Below are 23432 nucleotides of genomic sequence, written 5' to 3'. Positions count from 1 at the left end.
CACATGAAAATTGCATTAGCACAGCTCAACTATCATATCGGTAATTTCGAATACAATACAAAAAAGATCATTGACCATATTGAACAGGCCAAAGCACGGGGGGCAGAGCTTGTTGTATTTGCTGAGCTGGCCATATGCGGGTACCCCCCGCGCGATTTCCTGGAATTTGATGAGTTCATCGACCTTTGCGAAAAGGCAGCCCGTGAGATCGCAGCACATTGCAAGGGCATCGCCTGTATTGTAGGCTTACCTGTTAAAAATGATATCCTTGCAGGCAAGGATTTGTACAATGCGGCTTATTTTATAGAGGATGGCCGCCTGAAACGTGTGGTGAAAAAGGCTTTGTTGCCCAATTACGATGTGTTCGATGAGTACCGTTATTTTGAGCCTGCAAGCCATTTTGAATGTGTGGATTTTAAAGGGATTAAAATTGCGGTGACCATTTGCGAAGACCTCTGGAACATCAACAATAACCCCTTGTATGTGGCTGAACCTATGGACGAGCTGATTCGCCAGAAACCAAAGCTGATGATCAATATTGCGGCCTCTCCCTTCTCTTATTGTCATGATGACGAGCGCGTAGAGGTGCTGTCTAACAATGCTAAAAAATACAACCTGCCTTTATTGTATGTAAACCAGGTTGGCGCTCAAACCGAGATCATTTTTGATGGCGGATCTTTGGCTTTTGATGCCAAAGGGAACCTGATTGATGAAATGCCTTATTTTAAGGAGGAGCTGCGCATTTATGAATTTGCAGACAATGTGATTACGGGGCATCAGCCTGTTCAGCATCAGACCGTACCGGATGTAGCGCAGATCTATGAGGCCCTGGTACTGGGCATTAAAGATTATTTTGTCAAATCTGGCTTTAGCAAGGCCGTTTTGGGTTTGTCGGGTGGTATTGATTCTGCCCTGGTCTGTGCCCTGGCCTGTCGTGCCTTAGGCCCTGAAAATGTAATGGCCGTACTGATGCCATCCAAATATTCCTCAGATCATTCCATACAGGATGCGCTTGACCTGGTAAAAAACATCGGCTGCCAGCACAAGATCATTCCGATAAAAGAAGCTGCCGATGCTTTTGACAGCATGATGGCACCGGCTTTTGACGGATTACCGTTTAACCTTACCGAAGAGAACATTCAGGCCCGCTGCCGTGGCATCATTGTGATGGCCATGTCCAATAAGTTTGGCTACATCTTATTGAATACCTCCAATAAAAGTGAATGTGCAGTAGGCTACGGTACTTTGTATGGCGATATGTGCGGGGCAATCGGCGTGATCGGCGATGTGTATAAGACCCAGGTTTACCAGTTGGCGCATTACATCAATAAAGATGGCATTGTCATCCCGGAAAACTCAATTGTGAAACCACCATCGGCCGAACTGCGTCCCGGACAAAAAGACTCTGATTCGCTTCCTGATTACGATATCCTGGACAAAATCCTGCACCAGTACATAGAGCTGAAACAAAGTTCAACAGCTATTATTGCCCAGGGATACGATGAGCCCCTGGTTAAAAGGATTATCAAAATGGTAAACACCGCAGAGTTTAAACGTTATCAGACCCCGCCAATTTTAAGGGTGTCGCCTAAAGCCTTCGGCATGGGCCGAAGGATGCCGATAGTTGGTAAATATCTATCTTAACTTTTCTTTTTAACCCAGCGGTAGTAAGGGATAAGCAATGCCAGGATCAGCGCCGAAATGCATAAGAGTTTGGCAATAATGTCGCCCGATCTGGTGTAAAGGGTCAGTTCATCATTTAAGTTGATATCAGCTTTAAGCGCTGTTCTTGTCCACCAGCCGGCCTGTTTGATCACATCGCCTTTCTGGTTGATGAAGCAGGAAATGCCGGTATTGGCCGAGCGTACCACATACCTGCGGTTTTCTATAGCCCTAAGCCTCGCATACATCAGGTGCTGGTCTTTGCCCGAGGTATTGCCCCACCAGCCATCGTTGGTGATCACCGCAATAAACTGCGCCCCGTTTTTAACCGCCTGGCCTACCCAGTCGCCCCAGATGGATTCATAGCAGATCACAGGCGCGGAACCAATGCCACTGTATGCGTAAAATACACCTGGCTCTTTTTGTGATCCATAACCACCTACAGTACCACCAAAGCCCTCAAAAACAGGTGCCAGGATAGCGAGTGCTGAGGGGAAGGGCATTTTCTCTACCCCAGGAACCAGTTTGGATTTGTGGTAAAACTGCACATTGGCCGAGTTTTCTACCTGTATGGCACTGTTAAAAACATCAACATAGGTGCCATTATCGTATTTCCTGGCCGACTGCGTTTGCTGATCAGGATAAAACCTGACGCTTTCCAGTCCGGTAATCAAGGTGCCGTTCTTGTATTTTTCCAGAAAGCGCTGTGCAATCATGAAATCGGTATTGCTCCTGATCCTGTCTTCATCCACATTACTTGGTATGGCTGTTTCGGGCCAGACAAAATACTCCGTATTGGGTTGCGCTACTGAATCGGAAAGATGGCTGAGTATATTCAGCTGCTCTGCGGCCGAAAGTCCGCCAAATTTCAGGTATGGGTCTATATTTGGCTGAACGGTTACCACGTTTACCGGGACTTCCTTCTCTTTGTACTGACTGTATCTGGTAAGCGATAAGCCAGCAGGCAGCAGCACCAATAAAGCGCATGTCAAAGCGGGCCTTATGCGGCTGTAACCTTTGGTATCGCTTTTCCACTTTTTCCAGGCTTCGAAGGCTAAAATGTTGCTCAGTAGTATCCATACCGAACCACCGTAAACGCCGGTATATTCATACCACTGTGCCAGCTGGTGCATGCCCGATAAACCATTTCCCAGCGTCATCCAGGGAAAGGCCAGGTCCCAGCTCTGGTGTAGGTACTCCATGGCCACATAAAAGGAAACCAGACCTGCATAGGCCAGGTTTTTATTCACTACACGGCCCAGCCGGTAATATAGCCAGAAAGCAAAGGTCATCAGCAAGGCCCCTAATCCAAAAGGGATCAGTGAGACGAATGCAGCGACTACAGGGTTGTTCACCGCACTGATGGCATTGTATACCCAATATATGCAGGCTGTGTTCCAGATCAGAAATGTCAGCCCAGCCGTCAGGAATACTTTTTTGCCGGTTTTCCCTTCCTTGTTCTGCTTTAGTTTATCCAGGGCTGCCAGTAAAGGCACAAGGCCAACCAGCAACAAGGGCGTTGTATAGGGAATAGGCGGCCAGGCCAGCCACATTAAAAATGCGCTTAAAAGGGCAAGCGGCGCTGTGTTTTTGAAGTTCATGCAGCAGGCCTATAAGCTGTCTAAAATGTCGGCTTTTTTTGCTTCGTATTCCTCCTGCGTAATCAGGTGTTTGTCGTACAGGCTTTTCAGTTTTCTCAACTTTAAGGTAGTTTCATCCTCAGGTTCCTCTATGGGCGCAGGAGCAGGCGGTGGCGAAAAAAATGACTTTGGCTCATCCTCTACCACAGGCTGTTCGGCCGGGGCAGTATTTACCGTTACCGGCGAAGTTGAGGAACGTCTTTCTTCCAGTTCCGCTTGCCGTTGCTGTTCCTTAAAGGCCTCCAGCTGCTCATAGGCTGCCTGGTATAATTTACGGGCCTGTACCTTAGGAATATACTCTGTGATGATATTTTCTCCGTGTAAAGGCACACAGATAAATTTGGAACCGAAAATCTCCTCTTTAAAAGAAACTTCCTTGATGCTCTTCCAGGAAATGTCCTTAAAATTCATAGTGATCCCGAAATTGCCAGGCTCGCAATAAAAAATACGCTTGTTACTCACGGCAATGCAATCCGGGAGCAGGTTTACCGCAGGCTTTTTTTGTACGGCCATGTAAATCAGTTCCTCATTGCTGGTCAGCATATCGTTTAGCTTACCCAAAACCTTTTCAACGGCCTTTGGGTCTTGTTCGTCACTTAAAAATCTATCTATTAATATCATTGTGTTTCTGTTTAAATACTGAGCTATCAAAAATTGAACCCTTATTCCGATTCTTCTTTATATTTGTTTTTCTTCTTTATTTCCTCATGTCCGGCCACACAAATTACAAATTCCCCTTTTAATATATTGTTTTCAAAATGTGATTTAATTTCTGTGAGTGTACCTCTTACGGTTTCCTCATACAGTTTAGTCAGTTCCCTGCTTACCGAGGCCTGTCGTTCTGTTCCCATATATTGCGCAAATTCTTCCAGGGTTTTTAACAAACGGTGCGGACTTTCATAAAATATCATGGTCCGTTCTTCTTCTGCCAGTTTTTTCAGCCTGGTTTGACGTCCTTTTTTAACGGGTAAAAAACCTTCAAAAACAAAGGTGTCGTTGGGCAGCCCTGAATTTACCAATGCAGGTACAAAAGCAGTAGCCCCGGGCAGGCATTCCACTTCCAGGTCATGTTTTAAGGTTTCCCTTACCAGGAAAAAACCCGGGTCGGATATGGCAGGTGTTCCGGCATCAGAAATAAGGGCTACCTTCTTTCCTTCCTTCAAAAATTTAATGATCTCTGATGTGGCCTGGTGTTCATTGTGCTGATGGTGGGAGTAGGCTTTTTTATCTATCCCGAAGTGTTTTAACATGGGCGCGCTGGTCCTGGTATCCTCAGCCAGGATTACATCCGCTTCTTTTAAAATCCGGATGGCCCTAAAGGTCATATCCTCCAGGTTGCCAATAGGGGTGGGAACAAGAAATAGTTTGCCGGGCATGTAAATCAATCTTATCTTTGTAAAAAAATAAATAATGCTGCAAGTTAACTATATCCGCGAAAACAGAGAGAAAGTTTTAGCAGGCTTAAGCCTCAAAAACTTCAAACAACCAGAACTGGTTGATGAGATTATTAAAACCGACGAAGAGAGAAGACAATTTCAAACCTCGTTAGATAACCTCTCTGCAATTGCAAATTCGAGCGCAAAACAAATTGGTGAGTTGATGCGTGCCGGAAAAAAGGATGAAGCCGAAGCGTTAAAGGGCCAGACTACAGCGAACAAAGAGCAGATCAAAAACTTGTCTGATGAGCTGAGCGCTGCTGAAGACAAATTGCATCACCTGATTGTGCAATTGCCGAACCTGCCGCACCACCTGGTGAAGCCGGGTACTACACCCGAGGAAAATGAGATTGTGTATACGCATGGAGCACCCGCTGTAATGCCGGCTCAGGCATTGCCTCACTGGGAGCTGACTGCGAAATATGATATTATAGACTTTGAACTGGGAACTAAAATTGCCGGCGCGGGTTTTCCTGTCTATAAAGGTAAAGGTGCCCGTTTACAGCGTGCGCTGATCAATTTCTTTTTAGACCATGCCATTGCCGAGGGCTACCGTGAAATGCAGGTGCCACACCTGGTAAACGAAGCTTCAGGTTTTGGAACAGGGCAACTACCGGATAAAGAAGGACAGATGTACCACGTGGGGATCGATAACCTTTACCTCATCCCAACTGCTGAAGTACCGGTAACAAACCTGTACAGGGACGTGATTTTGAAAGAAGATGAAATGCCGGTTAAGAATACCGGTTATACCCCATGTTTCCGCCGCGAGGCAGGTTCTTATGGTGCGCATGTGCGTGGTTTAAACAGGCTGCACCAGTTCGATAAGGTAGAAATTGTGCAGATCGTACATCCGGAGCAATCTTACCAGGTGTTGGAAGAAATGAGCACCTACGTACAGTCATTGCTCCAAAAGCTTGGCCTGCACTACCGTGTGTTGCGTTTATGTGGTGGCGATATGAGCTTTACCGCGGCCATGACCTATGATATGGAAGTGTGGAGTGCTGCCCAGCAGCGCTGGCTGGAGGTGTCTTCTGTTTCCAACTTTGAAACCTATCAAAGCAACAGGTTAAGGCTAAGATTTAAAGGCGCAACCGGAAAAACCCAGCTGGCACATACTTTAAATGGGAGCGCCCTGGCCTTACCACGTATCGTAGCTGCAATCCTGGAAAATAACCAGACCGAAAAAGGGATTAAAATCCCGGAGGCCCTGGTTAAATATACGGGCTTCGAATATATCGACTAAAACATAAAAGCTTCCCCATGGGGAAGCTTTTGTTTCTAACAGGTAGATGTTAGGGTTAGTTAATAATACTATAGGATAAGGATCAGCAATAAAATGATGATGATAATTGCACCTACCGAAAGGTAAACACCACCGCCCATTGCGCGGGCCTCTTTTTTAAGTTCTCTTAATTCTTTACGTAATTCTTTTCGCTCTTCCCTGGACAGATCCGATTTATCCATGCTCCTGATTTCCTCTACACGGGTCTTGATCCTTTCCAGCTGAACTTTTTGTTCAGCAGTCATTTCAGTTTTCGCTTTTTTGTTGTCGGCAGCCGAAACAACATTCGTGTTGATAGTGAGCGTAAAAAGAAGTACCAAAGTATAAATTAATCTTTTCATGGTTTATTGATTTGTGGTATAACAGTATAAACACGTAAACAACAAAAAACCTACCAATTTGTTTTGGTAGGTTTATTGCATTATTTTTTGCTAAAACTGTATAGTCTACAGGTCAGGTCTTATGTTATTTGATCTCAAATACTACATTCATTACGTAGTTTAATTTGATTTTTTTGAAATCGATCTCAGGGGCAGCACCACCGGCCATGTCTGCACTTTCGGCTTTCATCATCATGACATTGCGGTACATTGGCTGAGGATAGGCCTCATTATTGATCTCCTGGATATCCAGCGCACCTCCCAGTTTATCGCCGATGGCTTCAACTAAATAAGTTGCTTTGGCTTTGGCTGCCTGTAAGGCTTTAATTTTAAGCTCTTTTTTCAGGCTTTCAATTTTGGAATAATCGTAGCTGTCGATATTGGTATAGGCAACCCCTTTAGGATCAACACTGCCGATAATCGCATTCCATTTGTTCAGGTCGCTTACCTTTAAGCGGTATTGTTTGCTGGCCAGGTAATCCGGGTTTTTTTTCTTTTCGGCAACTGCAGTGTAGCTGGACAAATTGTTGATCGTTAAGTTCTCTTTGTCCAGGCCCGCTTTCTGCACCGCATTAAAAAGTTCATTTTCCAAAGTGGTAATGTCTACTTTTTTCTTGCTGTTTCCATCTTTCAGGTATTCTTTTAAAGAAATGCTGATGTAAATGATATCCGGGGTAACTTCAGTTTCTGCAGAACCGCTAACATTGATCTTTCTGCGCAGGTCTGTTTGTTGGGCCATAGCGCTAACACTAAATAAGGCAACGATGGCAAGGCTTAATAACTTTTTCATAATGTAAATTTTTCTTTTGTGTATTTGATATATAGATGAAACTTTCGTACCAATTCCATATCCACAGATATATTTTTATGAATTAATCTTCAACCATCTCATTATTAGGCCCAATTTCTTCAACTACTTCTTCTTTGAAGTAGGATTTCTGGAAGATCAGGATCAATATTACACCAACAGATATGGCTGCATCGGCAATGTTAAACACCGGACGGAAGAAGATAAAATCCTCGCCTCCCCATATCGGAACCCATTTAGGGAATACACCCTGCACCAGCGGGAAATAGAACATATCTACTACACGACCATGAAACAGGCTGGCATAACCATAAATCTTGCCATATAACACAGAGTCAATGATGTTGCCCAATGCACCTGCAAAGATCAGGGCCACGTTAAGGATCAGTCCCCTGTGGTATTTTCTCTGGATCAGGTAATGTAAGCCATAGCCAATTCCGGCCACCGCTGCAATTCTGAAGAGAGACAAAGCCAGTTTACCAAATTCACCACCAAACTCCAGCCCAAAGGCCATTCCGTTATTCTCGGTGAAGTGAATGATGAACCAGTTGCCAATAATCTTGAACTCCTGGCCCAGGTACATATTGGTCTTTATCCAGGTCTTTAAAACCTGGTCGGCCAGTAATACAAGAAAGATGATCAATAAAGGTTTTGTATAGCCTTTCATTACGACTGCTTCAGTTTAGCTTCCATACTTAATGTAGCATGAGGAACTGCACGCAGACGTTCTTTCTGAATCAGTTTACCTGTTTCTCTGCAAATCCCATAAGTCTTGTTCTCTATACGCACCAGTGCTGCTTCTAAATTTTCAATGAATTTTTTCTGACGGGCTGCCAGCTGGTTCAATTGCTCTTTTTCCAGTGTTGCCGAACCATCTTCCAGTGTTTTGTAGGTGCCGGAAGTATCTTCAGTTCCATTAGAATTAGGACTGCTCAATGAGTTGGTCAGATCAAGAAACTCTTCTCTTGCCATTCTCAATTTCTCCTGGATCAATTCTTTAAATTCCTGCAATTCACTGTCAGAATACCTTGTTTTCTCTTTTTCCATAATAATTATTGTTGTGCAATCAAAATTTGTAGTTCAACGTCCTCGATTACTATTTTGTTTCCGTTAGCTAAAGTTTCTGTTAAGTTAATATTATCTGCCAAAATTTCAGCGCAAATGTAGGGTTTATTTTGAGCTACCGCATCTGCAATCAGGTTATGGTTTTGTAAAGTAACCGTAATCCTGTCTGTAACTTCGTAGTTCAGTTCCTTTCTCAGGTTCTGGATCCTGTTAACCAGTTCGCGCGATAAACCTTCCTGCTTAAGTGCATCGGTGATCGACACATCCAGCGCTACGGTTAAACTACCCATATTGGTTACCTGCCATCCCGGGATATCCTCTGCAATAATCTCTACATCGCTCAGCTCAATAACATAATCCGTGCCGCTAACTGAATACTTGCCGGTATTTTCAAAATCAACCAGCTCTTCCTGGCTCATATTGCTCACTTTTTCGGCAACGGTTTTCATGTCTTTGCCAACTTTAGGGCCTAAGGCTTTGAAATTAGGTTTGATCTTTTTCTTGATAAAGCCCGCAGTATCAGTGATGTATTCAATCGCTTTGATATTGGTTTCCGATAAGATCAGATCTTTTACCAGCTCCACCCTTTCTGCAAATTTGTTGTCCAGCACCGGGATTAAAATTTTAGCCAGGGGTTGACGTACATTGATGCCTGTTTTCTTGCGGAGCGACAATACCATTGATGAAATGTCTTGTGCAAGCTGCATTCTTTCGTTCAGTTCAGTGTCAATTTGTGAGGCATCTGCATCGGTCCATAAACTCAGGTGGATAGACTCGACCTGTTTGAATTTGTCGCCCACCGTTAAATTGCGGAACAGCCAATCGGCAAAGAAAGGTGCTACCGGAGCCATCATTTGGGCTACACTGGTTAAACAGGTGTATAAAGTCTCGTATGCTGCTTTTTTATCTGCAGTCATTTCACCCTTCCAGAAGCGGCGGCGCGACAAGCGGATGTACCAGTTGCTCAGGTGCTCATCAACAAAAGCCTGTATGGCCCTTGTGGCTTTGGTAGGTTCATAGGCATTATAGCTTTCATCTACTTCCGTTTTCAGCGTTTGCAGCAGTGATAAGATCCAGCGGTCCAGTTCACTGCGTTCAGCAATTGGGGTAAGCTTGTCCTGATCAAATACAAAGCGATCTATATTGGCATACAAGGCAAAGAAAGCATAGGTATTGTAAAGCGTACCAAAAAACTTACGGCGGATTTCGGCAATTCCTTCAATGTCAAACTTCAGGTTGTCCCATGGGTTGGCATTCGAGATCATATACCAGCGGGTAGCATCAGGTCCGTATTCTGCCAGGGTTTTGAAAGGATCTACTGCATTGCCCAGGCGTTTAGACATTTTCTGTCCGTTCTTGTCGAGCACCAGACCGTTAGACACCACGTTTTTGTAGGCAATTTTATCAAAAACCAGTGTGCCTATGGCATGCAGGGTATAAAACCATCCGCGGGTCTGGTCAACCCCTTCAGCAATAAAGTCTGCCGGGAAGTCGGTACCGTTATCGATCTTGTCTTTGTTTTCAAAAGGGTAGTGCCACTGCGCATAAGGCATGGCGCCCGAATCAAACCATACGTCAATCAGGTCGCTCTCACGTTTCATCGGTTTGCCCGATTCTGAAACCAGTACAATCTCATCCACAACATTTTTATGCAGATCAACCAGGTCGTAATTGGTTTCCGACATGTTGCCGATTTCAAAGCCTTTGAAAGGGTTTTCTTTCTGGAATCCGGCAGCGATTGATTTTTCTATGGCATGGTACAGCTGTTCAACCGAGCCCATGATCACTTCTTCTTTCTTGTCTTCCGTTCTCCAGATCGGCAGCGGAATGCCCCAGTACCTGGAGCGCGAAAGGTTCCAGTCGTTGGCATTTTTGAGCCAGTTTCCGAAACGTCCTTCCCCGGTCGATTTCGGTTTCCAGTTGATGGTTTCATTCAGGTCAAACATCCGGTCTTTCACGTCGGTAACCTTAATGAACCAGGAATCCAGCGGGTAATACAAAAGCGGTTCATCAGTTCTCCAGCTGTGCGGGTAGCTGTGTACGTATTTCTCTACCTTAAAGGCTTTGTTTTCCTCTTTTAAGCGGATAGCAATTTCTACATCAACCGATTTTTCGGGTGCCTGGCCCGCATCGTAATATTCGTTCTTTACGTATTTGCCGGCCAGCTCGCCAAGATGCGAGGTGAATTTACCCTGCAGATCTACCAATGGCACCGGAATGCCGTTTTCATCCAGCGCCAGCATCGGTGGTACTTCAGGTACGGCTTCTTTGGCTACCCTGGCATCATCTGCACCAAAAGTAGGGGCAGTATGAACAATACCCGTCCCGTCTTCGGTGGTCACGAAATCGCCCGATATTACCCTGAAAGCATTTTCAGGATTTTGATACGGCAACACATACGTCAAAAGCTGCTCGTAGCGGATGCCAACCAGGTCGGCACCTTTAAATTCCGCTAAAACCTGGTAAGGGATCTTTTTATCTCCTTCCTTAAAGTTTTCAAAGTCTTCAGCCGCAGCGCTTTCAAAATAGGTTTTGCTGAATTGTTTGCCAATAAGTGCTTTGGCCAAAATTACATTTACCGGAAGGAAAGTATATTGGTTAAAGGTTTTGACCAGTACATAGTCTATTTTCGGACCTACGGTAAGTGCAGTATTGGATGGCAGGGTCCATGGTGTAGTGGTCCAGGCCATCAGGTGGATGTCGCCATGCCCCTGTAAAAAAACAGGCAGGGTATCTGCCAAAGCTTTAAACTGGGCTACAATGGTGGTATCTGTTACATCGCGGTAGGCGCCAGGCTGGTTAACCTCGTGCGAGCTTAAGCCTGTTCCTGCTTTTGGAGAATAGGGCTGTATGGTATAACCTTTGTAAAGCAGGCCTTTGTCGTAGATTTCTTTTAGGAGCCACCAAACCGACTCCATGTATTTCGATTTGTAGGTCACATAGGGGTCGCCCATATCTACCCAATAGCCCATTTTCTCGGTAAGGTCGTTCCACACATCAGTGTAACGCATTACTGTTTTTTTGCAGGCTTCGTTATAATCTTCTACGGAAATGGTCTTGCCGATGTCTTCTTTGGTAATGCCCAGCTCTTTTTCAGTACCCAGTTCTACGGGTAATCCGTGCGTATCCCAGCCGGCCTTACGTTTAACCTGGTAGCCTTTAAGGGTTTTGTACCGGCAAAAAATATCTTTAATGGCCCTTGCCATTACATGGTGAATACCAGGCATTCCGTTGGCAGAAGGGGGGCCTTCATAAAAAGTAAAAGGGTTAGATTTTGATCTGGTTGAAATGCTTTTCTCAAAGATGTTTTCCGCTTTCCAAAAATCAAGTATCTCTTCGCTTATTTTAGCTAGTTCCAGTTGTTTAAATTCCCTATACATCAATCAAGTATCTCCAAAAATTAAGGATGCAAAGCTAAGGTTTTCTATTGAAAAGTTGAAGTGTTAAATGATTTAAGAATCAGGCCTGGATTTATGCAGGTCAGAACTTTTCCAGACAACATAGCCCAGTTGTGCGCATTTATTGGCAACCACATTTACTACATGCTCCGGAACCTCATTTGTGATGCGCCAGCGGATGGCATAACTGCTGTTGTAGCTCAGGTAAACCGTCAGGTCATTACAGTCTTTCACTTCATGCAGTTCCTTATCCAGAAATACCTGCAAATCGGCCGCCAAACGCTCCAGCCGCTCATTCATCATGCGGGTAAGTGGAGCTTTGGGTCTGGCCTCGAAATCAATAATTGCCAATACAGTAATGGTATTCATCCAATAAGGTTATCCCTGCAAATATGGCAGAAGTTTATCATTATCACAACCCCTTATTTTCGGGCGCCAGGTGGTAATAAACAAAAAGCCCAGTTGTATAATTATTAATAAAATCCTTAAAATATTTGGCAGAAGAAATCATTTGCATATATTAGTTCCTGAGAGCGTTAATTTTAAGCGGGGACAACCTTTATGGTTTGTCCCCGCTTTCTTTATCAGCCTGGTATAGAATCAAAATGAATAGTTTTACACTGGAATTGTTATTTCATATCATAGGGATAAGTTCCGCATCCGGTTTGTTTTTAAAAGAAAATTCGCTGTTTGTGATTGGTGACAACAGTTCTTATTTCTATGAATACGAACTTAAATCATCAGGCCTAAAACGATACGCCCTAGGCGAAAACCCGGCCGAAAATGCGGAGAAGAGGCTGAAGCCGGATTTTGAGGCCTTGGCCTTTTACGACCAGTCGTTTTATCTTTTTGGCTCCGGTTCAACAGAAAGGCGGACTCAAATGATTCAGTTAAATGCAAATACCAAGGAAAAGATTTCCGCTCTGGATTTATCGGCATTATATAAAAGGATGCAGGTGCTAGCTGGCTTAACAGCAGAAAATTTCAACATTGAAGGGGTCGTTCATACCGGAAATACCTGGTATTTCTTTAATCGGGGAAACGGAAAATCTGGGAAAAACGTTGTTTTTGTCTTCCATGGTAATCATTTAACCAGCAATTCTAAAATTACATTTACTGAACCAGATCTCCCGGAAATTAATGGTGTTAATTCTGGTTTTACAGACGCAGTTGAAGTGGGGGACAAGCTTTATTTTTTAGCAGCGGCTGAAAATGCGAATTCGACCTATCATGACGGTGAAGTTTTAGGAAGCATGATTGGCTGTATAGATATCAAAACTATGAAAGTTGTGTTTACAAAAGAAATCTCCCGCAGGCATAAATTTGAAGGGCTTACTTTACAATATAGCCGTGGAAACGAGCTTTCATTCCTGCTGTGCGAAGATAACGATAGTGATAAGAAGCAGGCTGATATTTATTTGCTGAGGCTTGACATTATGGGTTACTGAGCTAACGTTGAAGTTCAAATTTATAGTGAATGAGAAGGTGTTTGGAAGTAAAGCGTTTTATCCTGACACAAATTAACCCTAAGTTGAAACAGAAGTTTTTTTTCCTATTTTTGAATTAATAAATATATCACCTATGAAAAAGATATTCTTAATGACAGCCATTGCACTGTGCTCATTCAGTGCCTTTTCTCAGTTCCAGGTTGGGCGGAGCAAAGCCGAAGTTAAAACTGATGAGACAAAAGCCAAAGCCAAAAGAATCGGGGTTAAGCTAACCGTTCTCACACCAGATTATGAACTGTATTCGCAGGGGGATACGGAATTCCTCAGGTATGGTACCAAAGGTATGGGGAACTCGCAGATTTATGAGAACATTAACTTTTCGTCCGCAAAAGAACAGGCCGATTTTTACAATTATGTTTTAGGCTTGTTTGATGCTTTTAAAGACAATGAATTTATGGTTAACGGCACCCGGATTGTACCCCATCCGATGAAATTGCTGGGCATTAACAACATCATGTTTGATGTCTATCCTTATAAAGGCAATAACAACTTTAAGCAGGAGACCATCATGATTTCCAAAAAAGCCTGGATCAGGCTTTTCGAAAAATCCAGGATCCACGCTTTGTAAAAACAGGTGCCTCAATTGAGGCGCCTGTTTTGTTATAGGGATAAACAAGATGGTTTGATTTTTGTTATTAACAAAAACGTAACCTAATGCTTGCGTTATGATCAAAGTATTGAAACTTCAGAAAGCGGTATACGTCATCTTGCTGGGCGTTATCGGATTAGTGGCCTATAAACTTATTGAGCCGACTAATGCTGCCTATAGTGTGTATGTGCTTAAACTATCCGGGCTTTTGTTTCTGGTAGGCGCACTATGGTTCCTTTATCCCATTATGTTTGCCAAAAAAGTAAACGATGTGGAAGTTCAGCTGGACCCTGAAAAACAATCGGATCCAGCTGAACCAACTATAACAGGCCAGCCATAAATGGGTCTGTAATGGAATCTTCTCCGGTTTCTACGTGTCCGGCATACTGTCTGCTGTAGTGCTGGTCGCCATTTACCGTAATGCTGAAATCGTACCAGCCTGAACTGTTTTTCAGGTCGAGCACCAGTTTGGTTTTCTGGCCCGGGCTAAGTGATACAACTTCCGCAATTGCGCTTTTATAAGCATTATGCTTAATATTCAGTTTCAGTTCGTTTTTCCCGGTATTTTCCAGCAACAATTCAATATTTCCGCTGGGCTTTTTGCTCAAAAAGCCAGTGTTTTCATAATTACAATTGGTTTTTAAGGATGGATCGTTTTTGCTGCCTTTAAAACGGCGGAAAAATCCATTTGGTCCGCTTACCTGTACATCGTACCTGTTATCGGCAAAATGTTCCAGCTTTAACTGGTCTCTCAATTGATCTCCTGCGGTTAAAGCATAGTTCCAGTTCTTTCCATTTAGGCCTTTGTAAACATCTGTGGTGTATACGGTAAAGGGTGCACCTTTAGGAACAGTTTTTTGTCCGAAATTTCCTTTTCCGCTTTCAAAATAAAGCTCAATGTGCTGTTTTTTTGTGTCCAGCTGGCATTCGGCAAACAATTGGTACGGTAATGCGCAGGCCAAACTGGTGCCTTTTTCCTGCTGTGGCATAAATGGAGAAGATAAAGGCGAAAAGGATGGATTGGCATTGATCTTTTCAATATCTTCCGCTTTTAAAGGATCCGGTTTAACCTGAGGCGGCTTGTTCCTTGCATTGTTGATGCTGACAATCACTTCCTCTTTTTTAAGCAGCGCCGGGATATTGTCGCCTGCCCCTTTTGAAGGCCTGAAGGCCGAGGTAAGGTCACCGCAGATCGCCCTTCTCCAACTGCTGATGTTATTGCTCCTGATGTTTTTTCCTGTTTTTTTACTCAGGAAATGCTCCAGGAATTGCAGGCATGAGGTATGATCGAATACCTGCGAATTTACATAGCCGCCCTTGCTCCATGGCGAGGCAATCAGCATCGGCACCCGGTAACCCAGGCCAATGGGGCTATCTTTTTTCAATTCATAATCTGGTGCTATATCTATTTGCGGAGATACCTTGCCTGTATCTGCCGCATTAGGTTTAGGCACTACATATGGAGGAAGGTGGTCAAAATAACCATCATTCTCATCATAGGTCAGGATAAAAATAGTCTTTTTCCAGACTTCCGGATTTTTGGTTAGAATGTCTATGGCCTCCGATACATACCAGGTGCCGTATAATGGGGCGCTGGTGTGGTCAGAGAAATTCTCTGGTGCAACCAGCCAGGATACCGTTGGCAGTTTGCCCTCATCTACATCTTTCCTGAACTGGTAAAAGATGTCATTCTTCGGGATTTCCATGGTCTGTTTTTCTCCCTTATCGTCGGTATAAGTAAAAGGAGCCAGTTCCAGGTAATTGCCCGGGGCGTTGATATTGGTAGCAAAGGCCTTATCGATCAGGTTCTTTTCCCTATCCGATAGTTTTTCGTATTTGGCCCTTACCTGCCCGGCGTTCAACGGTGGTTTTGCGGTATTGTCGCCATTCTTTCTGAAATAAGCAGAAAGTTTTACGTTGTATCGCTTTACATATTCGATGGCATTGTCGCCGTAATTGCCCAGCCAGGAATCTACATCTTTTCCCTGAAGGTCGGCTGTCCATATTTCGTTCTGGTAAATCTTCCAGCTGATGTTGTTGTCTTCCAGCAGCTCAGGGAAGGTATGCCAGTCTACATACACATTGTTACGCGATTCGGCCTGTGAATTGTTTACCGCAGCTACTGAAGTGCCATTCTGCTCCGGCCTGATGGTGCCGGTCCAGAAAAACAGCCGGTTTGGTGTTGTCCCTGTTAATGAAGAACAGAAATGATGGTCGCATATGGTAAAGGCATCTGCCATGGCGTAGTAAAAAGGCACGTCCGAGCGATCGTAATAACCCAGCGACATCAGGCTTTTTACAGGGGCCCATTTGTCGTAACGTCCGTTATTGCGTGCAGCAACCTGGTCGTTCCAGGAATGCGGCAATCCGCCTTGCCAGGTAATCTTTGTTTTGTTGATATCTACATGAAATGGGGCGTAAGTCTTTCCTTCTTTATCTTTTTGCAGCCAGACCTTATTCTTATCGGGCAAAGTATAAGCCCTGGGGTCATTAAAACCACGTACTCCTTTTAGGCGCCCGAACATATGGTCGAACGAGCGGTTCTCCTGCATTAAAAATACAATATGTTCCGCATCATAAAAAGTACTTCCCGGATCGGCACTGATAGCCATAGCCTTTTGTATCGACATCGGGATAACGTTGGGCAGACCTGCTGCACCAGATAATATAGCAGCTTTTTTTAAAAATTCTCTTCTTGAGTCCATTTGGTTATTCATGTGTGTAACCAAATGTAATCAGATTCTCTAAAGGTTCAAAGCTTTCCTGATCACTTTATAAACTTCTGTGGCCTGCAGGTTTTCTTTATTTAATTGTTCATCTGTAATCAGTACAGGATGAAATTCTGCTGGGGTATTTACACTGCCATGCGAGCCTTTGATGAGGGTAGCATCCAGCGGGATCACGTCCATCACATACCTGAACCCTGCTTTTTTACGCAGAAGTTTGTAGGCCGCACGGGGCTTGGACGACATGAACATTTCTACAGGGTCGTAACCGGGTTTTTTATGGATATCTACACACCGGGCATAATCAGGGGCTTTGGCATCGTCCAGCCAGAAATAATAGGTAAACCAGCTTTCAGGCCGGGCAACCACTACAAAATCTCCGGCACGCTCATGGTTTATGCCATATTGCTTTTTGCCTTCTTCGTCCAGCACCAGGGCTACACCAGATGTTTTTTCCAGGACTTCTTTTACCTGTTCCTTTACCGCCAGATCGTTAATGTACACATGGGCCACCTGGTGGTCGGCCACCACAAATGCCTTTGAAGCTCCTGCATCCAGTAATTCAAGTCCCCGCTCTACGCGGATCTGTAACAGGCCATTTTCCCGGAATATCCTGTTTAAATGTACCGGCTTGTTTACCGGTGCAATCCCGTACTCGGAAAGGATGATGATTTCAGCATTCTTTTGTGCATAGTAATTCACCAGGCCTTTCAGCAGTTCATCTATTTCATTTAGTTCTTTACCTATCTGGTTAAAATCTGGGCCAAATTTTTGCAGGCAATAATCCAGATGAGGGAGGTAAATCAGGGTCAGGGTCGGGTCGTACAAGCCATCGGTAATTACCGAAGCATCAGCAATCCATTTGGAGGATTTGATGTTTGCGCCCGGCCCCCAGAACTGGAATAAAGGGAACTGGCCCAGTTTCTCCTGTAAAATATCGCGCAGTTCAGCGGGGTAGGAGTAACAGTCAGGCATTTTCCTGCCATCCGCCAGGTAGTTTGGCCGGGGTGTTACGCCGTAATCTGCATTAGTGTACATGTTGTACCACCAGAACATATTGGAGCAGGTAAAGGAAGGATCTGCTTTTTTAGCTTCATCCCAGATCTTTTCGGCCAATACGAGTTTGTTGGATTGTTTCCAGAATTTGATCTCCGCATCGGTATGATCGTACCAGCCATTGCCCACTATTCCGTGCCCGGAAGGTTGTTTTCCTGTTAAATAGGTTGATTGTACCGCTGTGGTTACCGCAGGCAGCATGGGCGCTATGCTGGCAAGATTTCTTTTTTTAACGTATTGCTGCAGGAAGGGGGTGTGCTCCCCGATCAGGTTTGCCGAAAGGCCAACGACATCTATGACTACAGTTTTTTTCATATAACGCTCTTCATGTTAAGGCTCTTATGCTTAAGATAGGGTGTCAATAACCCAGTTCAGCTCGTTGCTGATGGATTGGGCAATGGGCAATTTTAACTGTTCCGGTAAAACTTCCCAGGTATAGGTCTCTACTTCCAGGTGATGGGTGAAAGGCTTCTGCTTTTGCAGCTCCAGTACGGTTACAATATCATCCTGGGTGGACTGCAGGGGAGCGATTTCTTTAACTGAAATAGGAACGTGGAAATGGGCACGCCATTGTGTGGCCGGATCATTGTCAAAGTTCTCCAAAGCTTCTGGCAGGTCAGGATAACGCAGCAATGCTCCTGTTGAGGTTAATGCTACCACCTGGTGCAGGTAAGTGGTTTCGTTAAACCTGCCGAATGCAGTTTTTATACTTTGCCTTTCTGCCTCAGTACAGCTTAAATCGGCTTGTAATGCCGCACTGATCTGCATTTTGCCCACTTTTATACCTTTTAAATCCAGTTCCTCTAAAACGGCTTCGTGGTGTTCATAGCCAATGGCAAAATGGCAAACATCATAGCACAGGCACAGGTGTCTTTTGATCAGTATTTCAGCTTGCTTTTCGTCGATGTTAAATGTGGCTTTTAGCATGGGGATGCCTAAAGGCAGCACATCGTTTTCATACCAATCTATAAATTCCCTCCCTGTTTCCAGCATGCCATCTGGTTCCGGTTCAACATCCAGGTGCATGTGCAGGCCATTTTCCTGTTCTATGCGGATGAGTTCTTTTACAACCTCCAGCATGTTCAGGGTAGCTTTTTCCCTGGCCTGTTTTAAGGCTTCATCCGTTTTAAACCAGTGCCTGTAGCTTAGGGGTGAAGTAGAAATGCCGGCATCCATGCCTTCGGGCACTAATTTTTTCAGGATATGGAATAACCTTAAGGTGTAATCCCTGCGTTCATCTGTAGTCCAGTCGGGGCTATGTACTTCGGCTTTAACTACGGTATGATGAAAATCCCCATAAGGAAAACCGTTCATGGTAAAAACGTAGGCATTGTTTTCGTTCAGCCAGTGTTTAAAAATTTCCAGCTCCTGTTCATTCGTTAATGCGCTGCTCGCTGCGTGAGACAACCTGAGTCCAATTCCAAGGGGCTGTGCTGGTGCAACAGCTTGTTTTATCGCCGGGAAATTTGCTTTTAAAGCGCTAAAGTCTTCCGTCCAGTTTTTACCAGCATGGATATTTGTGCAATAGGTTAAATGGCCTGTATCTAATTTCATATTAGCAGCTGTGGTTAAGAGGTGACTTTTTGTTTGCTGAAATCAGCAACATAACTGCTGGCTTTGATCAGCAGTTCCTGATCCATTTCATGTACTTCTTTGCCGGTCCCGAGGCTATTCAACAGGGTAATGCTGAGTATGCCGCCAAGGTGTTCCTGGAATTCTGCCAAACCGCGGAGAATAGGCGATTGTGCATCTTCGATGCGTATCAATGGATTGGATATGTCGAAGGAGAGTTGCAGCAGTACATTTAAGATCCTTTGCAGGTCAGTTTCCGTCAGCAAACCCTTTAAAAAAGAGTAGGTGCTGTCCAGGGCAATGCCCATAGCCACGGCTTCTCCGTGCAGCACTTCAAAATTGCTCAGCTGTTCGAGTTTGTGGGCACTCCAATGGCCGAAATCGAGTGGTCTGGCCGATCCTGTTTCAAAAGGGTCGTCACCAGCAATGTGTTCCAGGTGTAACTTTGCGCAATGCCTGATCAGGTAATTCATGCTTTCTGCATCCCTGGCGGCCAGCTTAGCAGCATGGGCTTCAAGCCAGTAAAAAAACTCCGCATCTTTAATCAGCGCTACTTTTATGGCTTCAGATATACCTGAACGGTAATCGCGCTCGCTTAGGGTAGTTAAAAAATCTTCATCATTAAATACAGCTGCGGGAGGGGCAAACGTACCCAGGAAATTCTTCTTCCCTTTGTAGTTGATGCCATTTTTGACGCCAATACCCGAGTCGTTCTGCGAAAGTACGGTAGTGGGTATGCGGATATGCCTGATGCCCCGGTGCGAAACCGCAGCAGCATAACCCACCAGATCAAGTACTGCACCACCACCAATTGCGGCGATATAGGAATGGCGATCTATACCGTGTACATTTACAGCTTCCACTATCCGGTCAAACAATGCTGTGTCGTTTTTTGAAGCTTCCCCACCTGGAACGATCAGGATTTCAGGGATGAGTTGAACATCCTGGTAATGACCAAAATAATTTATGATGGCTGCTTTCAAATGGGGATGCGCTTCGGTAACGCCCCCGTCTATTACGAAAAATATTTTGCGCAATGCTGCAGAAGTTCTGTTCTTAAAAAAATCCGTAAGCGTTGCATTTTCCACATCAAATAATGATGCGGTAAAGCAGATTTTATATTCAAATTTTACACTAAACGATTGTTGTAAATGATTCATATACTGAATATTAGGGGCTAGGTAACTGCAAAAGCTTTACCCAGAAATAATGATACTGGTAATAAAATAACTATAAACAGGGCTACATGCCATATCCCAAAAGCGCTGGCCCATGCCGCATTCATTAAAATGAGGGCAATCACACCAGCCTTTACGGCTTTGCCTATGTTTTTGCCTATCGGATTTTGCATCGCCCTGATCAGTGGAATAAAGATCATGAGCGCAAAGCCAGCCGCAAAAATGGCAGTAGGTAACAAATAGCCCTGGCGGGCTGCAAAGAACAGGATGCAGATCAGCACAACGGTATACAGGAAGGCTGCAAAGTAGAGCATTTTTTTGCTGCCGCCATGTACTTCGCCCCTGCTCACCATGGTAATGGAGGCAATGTAAACAACAGGTACCAGGGCTAAAAACCACCATTGCTGTATAGCCGATGGGATGATGCTGATGCCCAGCAGCAGGTTAAGCCCTCGGCAAAGGCCCATATTCAAAGGCCCAAAAACCGTATTGTGCTTCAGGAAACGGTCATATACCAGGGCAGAAATCATGATGGCTGCTGCGAGGTATTGTGAAGCCGGGTTGTAGAGACCGGCAGCAAAAATCCCGATAAAGAAACATAGACCTCCAAATAGGGTAGCTGCTTTTTTTGAGATCAGTCCACTTGGAATCGGACGTTCGGGTCTTTCTTTGGCATCAAGTTCTGCGTCAAATACGTCGTTCATGATGATGCCGCCGCTGTACAGGCCTATGGTAGAAAGGCAAAGCAGCACTACCGGCAATAAAGGAACTGATGGCCCAAAGCTGGTAGTGCCGGGCAAAAATGATATAAAATATCCTGCAATGGCCATTCCCGCCAGCACATCGGCAACAGCAGTTGCCACATTGGCTGGCCGCATTAGCCTTAAGTATCCGATTAATTTGTTCAACGCGCGCTGTGCTTAGGAAATGATGATGGAATTCTTATCTATTCTTGGCTGCTGTCCGCCACGCAATATAGAGTTGCTGGCAAACTTCTGGCTCTGGTCTATGTTTTTAACGGCAATGAAGTCCTGTTCATTGATCTGACCACTTTGCGCAAAGGCAGTAATGGCATTGCGGTAGGTCACCAGCTCAATATCAGCCATGCTGATGCCTGATCTTTTCATCAAGGCAGCCGTTTTAGGAATGGCCAGCGGATCGCTGATGCCCCAGTCGGCCGCCGAATTGATCATGATCCTTTCCGATCCGTATTGTTTTACTACTTCCACCATGCGTTCATTACCCATTTTGGTAAAAGGGTAAATGGTAAAGGCCGCCCAGAAGCCCCGGTCGAGCACCTCTTTTACTGTTTCTTCATTGTTATGATCTACAATCACCATATAAGGGTCGAGTCCCTGTTCAATGGCAATGTCCATACTGCGTTGGGTGCCCTTTTTCTTGTCGCGGTGCGGGGTATGGATCTGTACCGGCAATCCGGCTTCTTTGGCCAGCTCTAATTGCAAACGGTAATATTTTTCTTCAGCTGCGGTCTGATCATCAAAGCCGATCTCGCCAACGCCTACTACGCCTTCCTTAAAAATAAACTGAGGCAATATTTCCATCACCTGTTCGGCCAGTTTTTCGTTATTGGCCTCGCGGGAGTTTAAGCCGATTGTACAATAATGTTTGATGCCAAACTGCGAGGAACGGAAGCGCTCCCAGCCAATAAGGCTGCTGTAGTAGTCGGTAAAGCTGTCTACCCCTGTACGCGGCTGCCCTAACCAGAAGGCCGGTTCTATCAGGGCCACAATGCCTGCATCGGCCATTGCCTGGTAATCGTCGGTAGTTCTTGAGGTCATGTGTACATGCGGATCAAAGAACTTCATTCCGCTGATCTCGCTCAGGTCAAGGGCAGTGTTAATTTTTTCTCCCTTGTTCCTTTCTTCAAAATTCTCATTACAACACATCGCTATATCTTTTGGTTCATTTGTTCAATCAGTTGGTAAATCTCGGGCGCTACACTGCGCTGGGCTGCCAGACGTTCCTGTACATAATCCTGGAGGGTGGCTGTCAGTGCTTCGTTGAGGCGTTCGTTTAACCCCACAATCTGTTTAACGTCTTTTTCGGTAAAAAATGCTTTCAGCACCAGCTGGTTCCAGGCCTGTTGCGATAAAAATTGGGCCGGATAAGGGTTATGGTACATAATGGCTTCCAGAACGGTACCGATATTGCTCCTGATACCCTCTTCGCAGCGACTGATCCACTCTTCCGGGTAAAGGTAGAGCGGAAGTGCGGAGTATAAAGCAACCTGCTCATTCATTTCTGCAGCCGAAAACAGGCTGTTGATCTTTTTAACATAAGTTTCACGGTTGTCTGATGGCAATTGCATCAGCAGCCATATCCTGCACAGCTTATCTATGGTCCAGTCTTTAATTGCAAAACCTGACAAAAGCGTATTGATCGCTGTATTTTCGTCATGGGTGGTCAGTACCAGTCCCCTGGATGCCATACGTGGCAAATGCGCAAAGCACAAGTGCAGCTGCACTGACTTGTCTTCCGTTACTACCAGGTCCACTTTGTTCTGCAACCACTGGAACGCTTCGGGTGTCAGGGTCCGTTCAATAATTTGCAGGAAAAGGCCATTCAGACTTTTTAATCCTTCACTGTCTATTAACAACATAATTTATCTAATTGATTGCTGCAAAATAGTTTATGGCCAGCGCTGTGCTGATGATCAGTAACCCAAAAAATTCCCTGGTTTTCTCGATGTAGGGCTTTGTAGCCTGCATACTTTCTACAAGGCTGGGCGTTCGGTATTTCATGATCCAGTCGCGCACACCGTCTTTGGCAAAAAACAAAAAAATCGCATAAATCAAATAGAAAGATATGGCAATCAGGTATACGGTAGGATAAAAATAATTAAATATGGCAAATCCACAACAAATGGATGCCACCATGTAAATGGGGACCCAAAGCCAGGAATCACCGTCGTTCAGGTTTACATAAGCAAACAAAATGAATGCAATGCAAAAAATAGCGTTTAAAATGCTCAGTAGCATAATGGTACAGGTTAGGTTTGTGTGTTTGTTGTTTTCTGTATTACAAATAAACAGAATATTAAACCGAATTAGAAGATCATAATGTATTTTAGATTTTTTATTGATCAAATTACAATTCTACAGTGGAGAA

The 23432-nt window shown here is 44.6% G+C and carries 22 protein-coding genes; 5 read left to right on the top strand and 17 right to left on the bottom strand.

Going from position 1 to position 23432, the window contains the following annotated elements:
- Positions 1–3: 3 nt before the first annotated feature.
- The gene (locus ABIE26_RS12720) at positions 4–1644 is read left to right on the top strand and encodes an NAD+ synthase (protein WP_310142371.1); all 1641 of its coding nucleotides are present in this window, start codon (positions 4–6) and stop codon (positions 1642–1644) included.
- Here the strand turns inward: ABIE26_RS12720 and lnt are convergent.
- From lnt to rsmI, 3 genes are read right to left on the bottom strand one after another with little or no spacing between them, the layout of a single operon-like run.
- Positions 1641–3263, bottom strand: coding sequence for an apolipoprotein N-acyltransferase (gene lnt / locus ABIE26_RS12715; protein ID WP_310142373.1), 1623 nt, complete (start codon positions 3261–3263; stop codon positions 1641–1643). The genes ABIE26_RS12720 and lnt overlap by 4 nt on opposite strands.
- Positions 3264–3272: 9 nt before the next feature.
- A complete protein-coding gene (locus tag ABIE26_RS12710) occupies positions 3273–3923 on the bottom strand; it encodes a PH domain-containing protein (protein ID WP_310142375.1) in 651 nt (216 codons plus the stop codon).
- A 41-nt stretch (positions 3924–3964) separates the two neighbouring features.
- The gene (gene rsmI / locus ABIE26_RS12705; RefSeq protein ID WP_310142377.1) at positions 3965–4678 is read right to left on the bottom strand and encodes a 16S rRNA (cytidine(1402)-2'-O)-methyltransferase; all 714 of its coding nucleotides are present in this window, start codon (positions 4676–4678) and stop codon (positions 3965–3967) included.
- 34 nt (positions 4679–4712) lie between these two features.
- Between rsmI and serS the strand changes: the two genes are divergently transcribed.
- Positions 4713–5984, top strand: coding sequence for a serine--tRNA ligase (gene serS, locus ABIE26_RS12700; protein ID WP_310142378.1), 1272 nt, complete (start codon positions 4713–4715; stop codon positions 5982–5984).
- 68 nt (positions 5985–6052) lie between these two features.
- On the opposite strand, the gene ABIE26_RS12695 is transcribed toward serS, so the two are convergent.
- From ABIE26_RS12695 to ABIE26_RS12670, 6 genes are all read right to left on the bottom strand, one after another.
- Positions 6053–6364 carry a hypothetical protein gene (locus ABIE26_RS12695; protein ID WP_310142379.1) on the bottom strand — a complete coding sequence of 104 codons (312 nt, stop codon included), beginning with the start codon at positions 6362–6364 and terminating at the stop codon, positions 6053–6055.
- Between the two features lie 124 nt (positions 6365–6488).
- Positions 6489–7193 (bottom strand): SIMPL domain-containing protein, encoded by a 705-nt coding sequence (locus tag ABIE26_RS12690; RefSeq protein ID WP_310142380.1) that lies wholly within the window; start codon positions 7191–7193, stop codon positions 6489–6491.
- A gap of 82 nt (positions 7194–7275) precedes the next feature.
- Positions 7276–7878, bottom strand: a complete 603-nt coding sequence (locus tag ABIE26_RS12685; RefSeq protein WP_084237846.1) for a lipoprotein signal peptidase — start codon at positions 7876–7878, stop codon at positions 7276–7278.
- A complete protein-coding gene (locus tag ABIE26_RS12680) occupies positions 7878–8258 on the bottom strand; it encodes a TraR/DksA family transcriptional regulator (RefSeq protein ID WP_084237845.1) in 381 nt (126 codons plus the stop codon). The genes ABIE26_RS12685 and ABIE26_RS12680 overlap by 1 nt, the downstream gene beginning before the upstream one ends.
- Before the next feature lie 5 nt (positions 8259–8263).
- Positions 8264–11656 (bottom strand): isoleucine--tRNA ligase, encoded by a 3393-nt coding sequence (ileS, locus tag ABIE26_RS12675; RefSeq protein WP_310142383.1) that lies wholly within the window; start codon positions 11654–11656, stop codon positions 8264–8266.
- Between the two features lie 72 nt (positions 11657–11728).
- Entirely contained in the window at positions 11729–12043 is a 315-nt protein-coding gene (locus tag ABIE26_RS12670) for a hypothetical protein (protein WP_310142384.1), read from the bottom strand.
- Between the two features lie 236 nt (positions 12044–12279).
- On the opposite strand from ABIE26_RS12670, the gene ABIE26_RS12665 reads away from it, so the two are divergent.
- The 3 genes from ABIE26_RS12665 (at position 12280) to ABIE26_RS12655 (ending at position 14111) form a co-directional block, all read left to right on the top strand.
- The gene (locus ABIE26_RS12665) at positions 12280–13122 is read left to right on the top strand and encodes a DUF6929 family protein (protein WP_310142386.1); all 843 of its coding nucleotides are present in this window, start codon (positions 12280–12282) and stop codon (positions 13120–13122) included.
- A 133-nt stretch (positions 13123–13255) separates the two neighbouring features.
- The gene (locus ABIE26_RS12660; protein ID WP_310142388.1) at positions 13256–13750 is read left to right on the top strand and encodes a hypothetical protein; all 495 of its coding nucleotides are present in this window, start codon (positions 13256–13258) and stop codon (positions 13748–13750) included.
- 97 nt (positions 13751–13847) lie between these two features.
- The gene (locus ABIE26_RS12655; RefSeq protein ID WP_310142390.1) at positions 13848–14111 is read left to right on the top strand and encodes an isoleucyl-tRNA synthetase; all 264 of its coding nucleotides are present in this window, start codon (positions 13848–13850) and stop codon (positions 14109–14111) included.
- Here ABIE26_RS12655 and ABIE26_RS12650 read toward each other — a convergent pair.
- From ABIE26_RS12650 to ABIE26_RS12615, 8 genes are read right to left on the bottom strand one after another with little or no spacing between them, the layout of a single operon-like run.
- On the bottom strand, positions 14092–16476 hold the full coding sequence (locus ABIE26_RS12650; protein WP_310142393.1) for a phosphocholine-specific phospholipase C: 2385 nt from the start codon (positions 16474–16476) through the stop codon (positions 14092–14094). The genes ABIE26_RS12655 and ABIE26_RS12650 overlap by 20 nt on opposite strands.
- 39 nt (positions 16477–16515) lie before the next feature.
- A complete protein-coding gene (locus tag ABIE26_RS12645) occupies positions 16516–17868 on the bottom strand; it encodes an alkaline phosphatase family protein (RefSeq protein ID WP_310142395.1) in 1353 nt (450 codons plus the stop codon).
- 30 nt (positions 17869–17898) lie between these two features.
- Positions 17899–19107 carry a metabolite traffic protein EboE gene (eboE, locus tag ABIE26_RS12640; RefSeq protein WP_310142396.1) on the bottom strand — a complete coding sequence of 403 codons (1209 nt, stop codon included), beginning with the start codon at positions 19105–19107 and terminating at the stop codon, positions 17899–17901.
- Between the two features lie 14 nt (positions 19108–19121).
- Positions 19122–20285 (bottom strand): 3-dehydroquinate synthase, encoded by a 1164-nt coding sequence (locus ABIE26_RS12635; RefSeq protein ID WP_310142398.1) that lies wholly within the window; start codon positions 20283–20285, stop codon positions 19122–19124.
- Between the two features lie 17 nt (positions 20286–20302).
- Positions 20303–21211 carry a UbiA-like protein EboC gene (gene eboC, locus ABIE26_RS12630; RefSeq protein ID WP_310142400.1) on the bottom strand — a complete coding sequence of 303 codons (909 nt, stop codon included), beginning with the start codon at positions 21209–21211 and terminating at the stop codon, positions 20303–20305.
- A gap of 12 nt (positions 21212–21223) precedes the next feature.
- Positions 21224–22210 (bottom strand): TatD family hydrolase, encoded by a 987-nt coding sequence (locus tag ABIE26_RS12625; RefSeq protein WP_310142402.1) that lies wholly within the window; start codon positions 22208–22210, stop codon positions 21224–21226.
- 2 nt (positions 22211–22212) lie between these two features.
- Positions 22213–22923: an EboA domain-containing protein gene (locus ABIE26_RS12620; RefSeq protein WP_310142405.1), complete on the bottom strand. Its 711-nt coding sequence runs from the start codon at positions 22921–22923 to the stop codon at positions 22213–22215.
- Between the two features lie 7 nt (positions 22924–22930).
- A complete protein-coding gene (locus ABIE26_RS12615) occupies positions 22931–23302 on the bottom strand; it encodes a transmembrane 220 family protein (protein WP_310142407.1) in 372 nt (123 codons plus the stop codon).
- Positions 23303–23432 lie beyond the last annotated feature (130 nt).

Source organism: Pedobacter africanus, from assembly GCF_040548825.1.
Taxonomy (GTDB): Bacteria; Bacteroidota; Bacteroidia; order Sphingobacteriales; family Sphingobacteriaceae; genus Pedobacter; species Pedobacter africanus_A.
This window is presented reverse-complemented; position numbering and strand designations above follow the sequence as displayed.

Excerpts from the sequence above, each read along its gene's own strand:
- ABIE26_RS12625 (WP_310142402.1), bottom strand. The coding sequence starts at position 22,210 with ATGTGTTGTAATGAGAATTTTGAAGAAAGGAACAAGGGAGAAAAAATT.
- ABIE26_RS12720 (WP_310142371.1), top strand. The coding sequence starts at position 4 with ATGAAAATTGCATTAGCACAGCTCAACTATCATATCGGTAATTTCGAA.
- ABIE26_RS12655 (WP_310142390.1), top strand. The coding sequence starts at position 13,848 with ATGATCAAAGTATTGAAACTTCAGAAAGCGGTATACGTCATCTTGCTG.
- ABIE26_RS12690 (WP_310142380.1), bottom strand. The coding sequence starts at position 7,193 with ATGAAAAAGTTATTAAGCCTTGCCATCGTTGCCTTATTTAGTGTTAGC.
- serS (WP_310142378.1), top strand. The coding sequence starts at position 4,713 with ATGCTGCAAGTTAACTATATCCGCGAAAACAGAGAGAAAGTTTTAGCA.
- ABIE26_RS12620 (WP_310142405.1), bottom strand. The coding sequence starts at position 22,923 with ATGTTGTTAATAGACAGTGAAGGATTAAAAAGTCTGAATGGCCTTTTC.
- ABIE26_RS12635 (WP_310142398.1), bottom strand. The coding sequence starts at position 20,285 with ATGAATCATTTACAACAATCGTTTAGTGTAAAATTTGAATATAAAATC.
- rsmI (WP_310142377.1), bottom strand. The coding sequence starts at position 4,678 with ATGCCCGGCAAACTATTTCTTGTTCCCACCCCTATTGGCAACCTGGAG.
- ABIE26_RS12680 (WP_084237845.1), bottom strand. The coding sequence starts at position 8,258 with ATGGAAAAAGAGAAAACAAGGTATTCTGACAGTGAATTGCAGGAATTT.
- ABIE26_RS12710 (WP_310142375.1), bottom strand. The coding sequence starts at position 3,923 with ATGATATTAATAGATAGATTTTTAAGTGACGAACAAGACCCAAAGGCC.
- ABIE26_RS12665 (WP_310142386.1), top strand. The coding sequence starts at position 12,280 with ATGAATAGTTTTACACTGGAATTGTTATTTCATATCATAGGGATAAGT.
- ABIE26_RS12660 (WP_310142388.1), top strand. The coding sequence starts at position 13,256 with ATGAAAAAGATATTCTTAATGACAGCCATTGCACTGTGCTCATTCAGT.
- ABIE26_RS12650 (WP_310142393.1), bottom strand. The coding sequence starts at position 16,476 with ATGGACTCAAGAAGAGAATTTTTAAAAAAAGCTGCTATATTATCTGGT.
- ileS (WP_310142383.1), bottom strand. The coding sequence starts at position 11,656 with ATGTATAGGGAATTTAAACAACTGGAACTAGCTAAAATAAGCGAAGAG.
- ABIE26_RS12615 (WP_310142407.1), bottom strand. The coding sequence starts at position 23,302 with ATGCTACTGAGCATTTTAAACGCTATTTTTTGCATTGCATTCATTTTG.
- eboE (WP_310142396.1), bottom strand. The coding sequence starts at position 19,107 with ATGAAATTAGATACAGGCCATTTAACCTATTGCACAAATATCCATGCT.
- ABIE26_RS12685 (WP_084237846.1), bottom strand. The coding sequence starts at position 7,878 with ATGAAAGGCTATACAAAACCTTTATTGATCATCTTTCTTGTATTACTG.
- lnt (WP_310142373.1), bottom strand. The coding sequence starts at position 3,263 with ATGAACTTCAAAAACACAGCGCCGCTTGCCCTTTTAAGCGCATTTTTA.
- ABIE26_RS12645 (WP_310142395.1), bottom strand. The coding sequence starts at position 17,868 with ATGAAAAAAACTGTAGTCATAGATGTCGTTGGCCTTTCGGCAAACCTG.
- ABIE26_RS12695 (WP_310142379.1), bottom strand. The coding sequence starts at position 6,364 with ATGAAAAGATTAATTTATACTTTGGTACTTCTTTTTACGCTCACTATC.
- ABIE26_RS12670 (WP_310142384.1), bottom strand. The coding sequence starts at position 12,043 with ATGAATACCATTACTGTATTGGCAATTATTGATTTCGAGGCCAGACCC.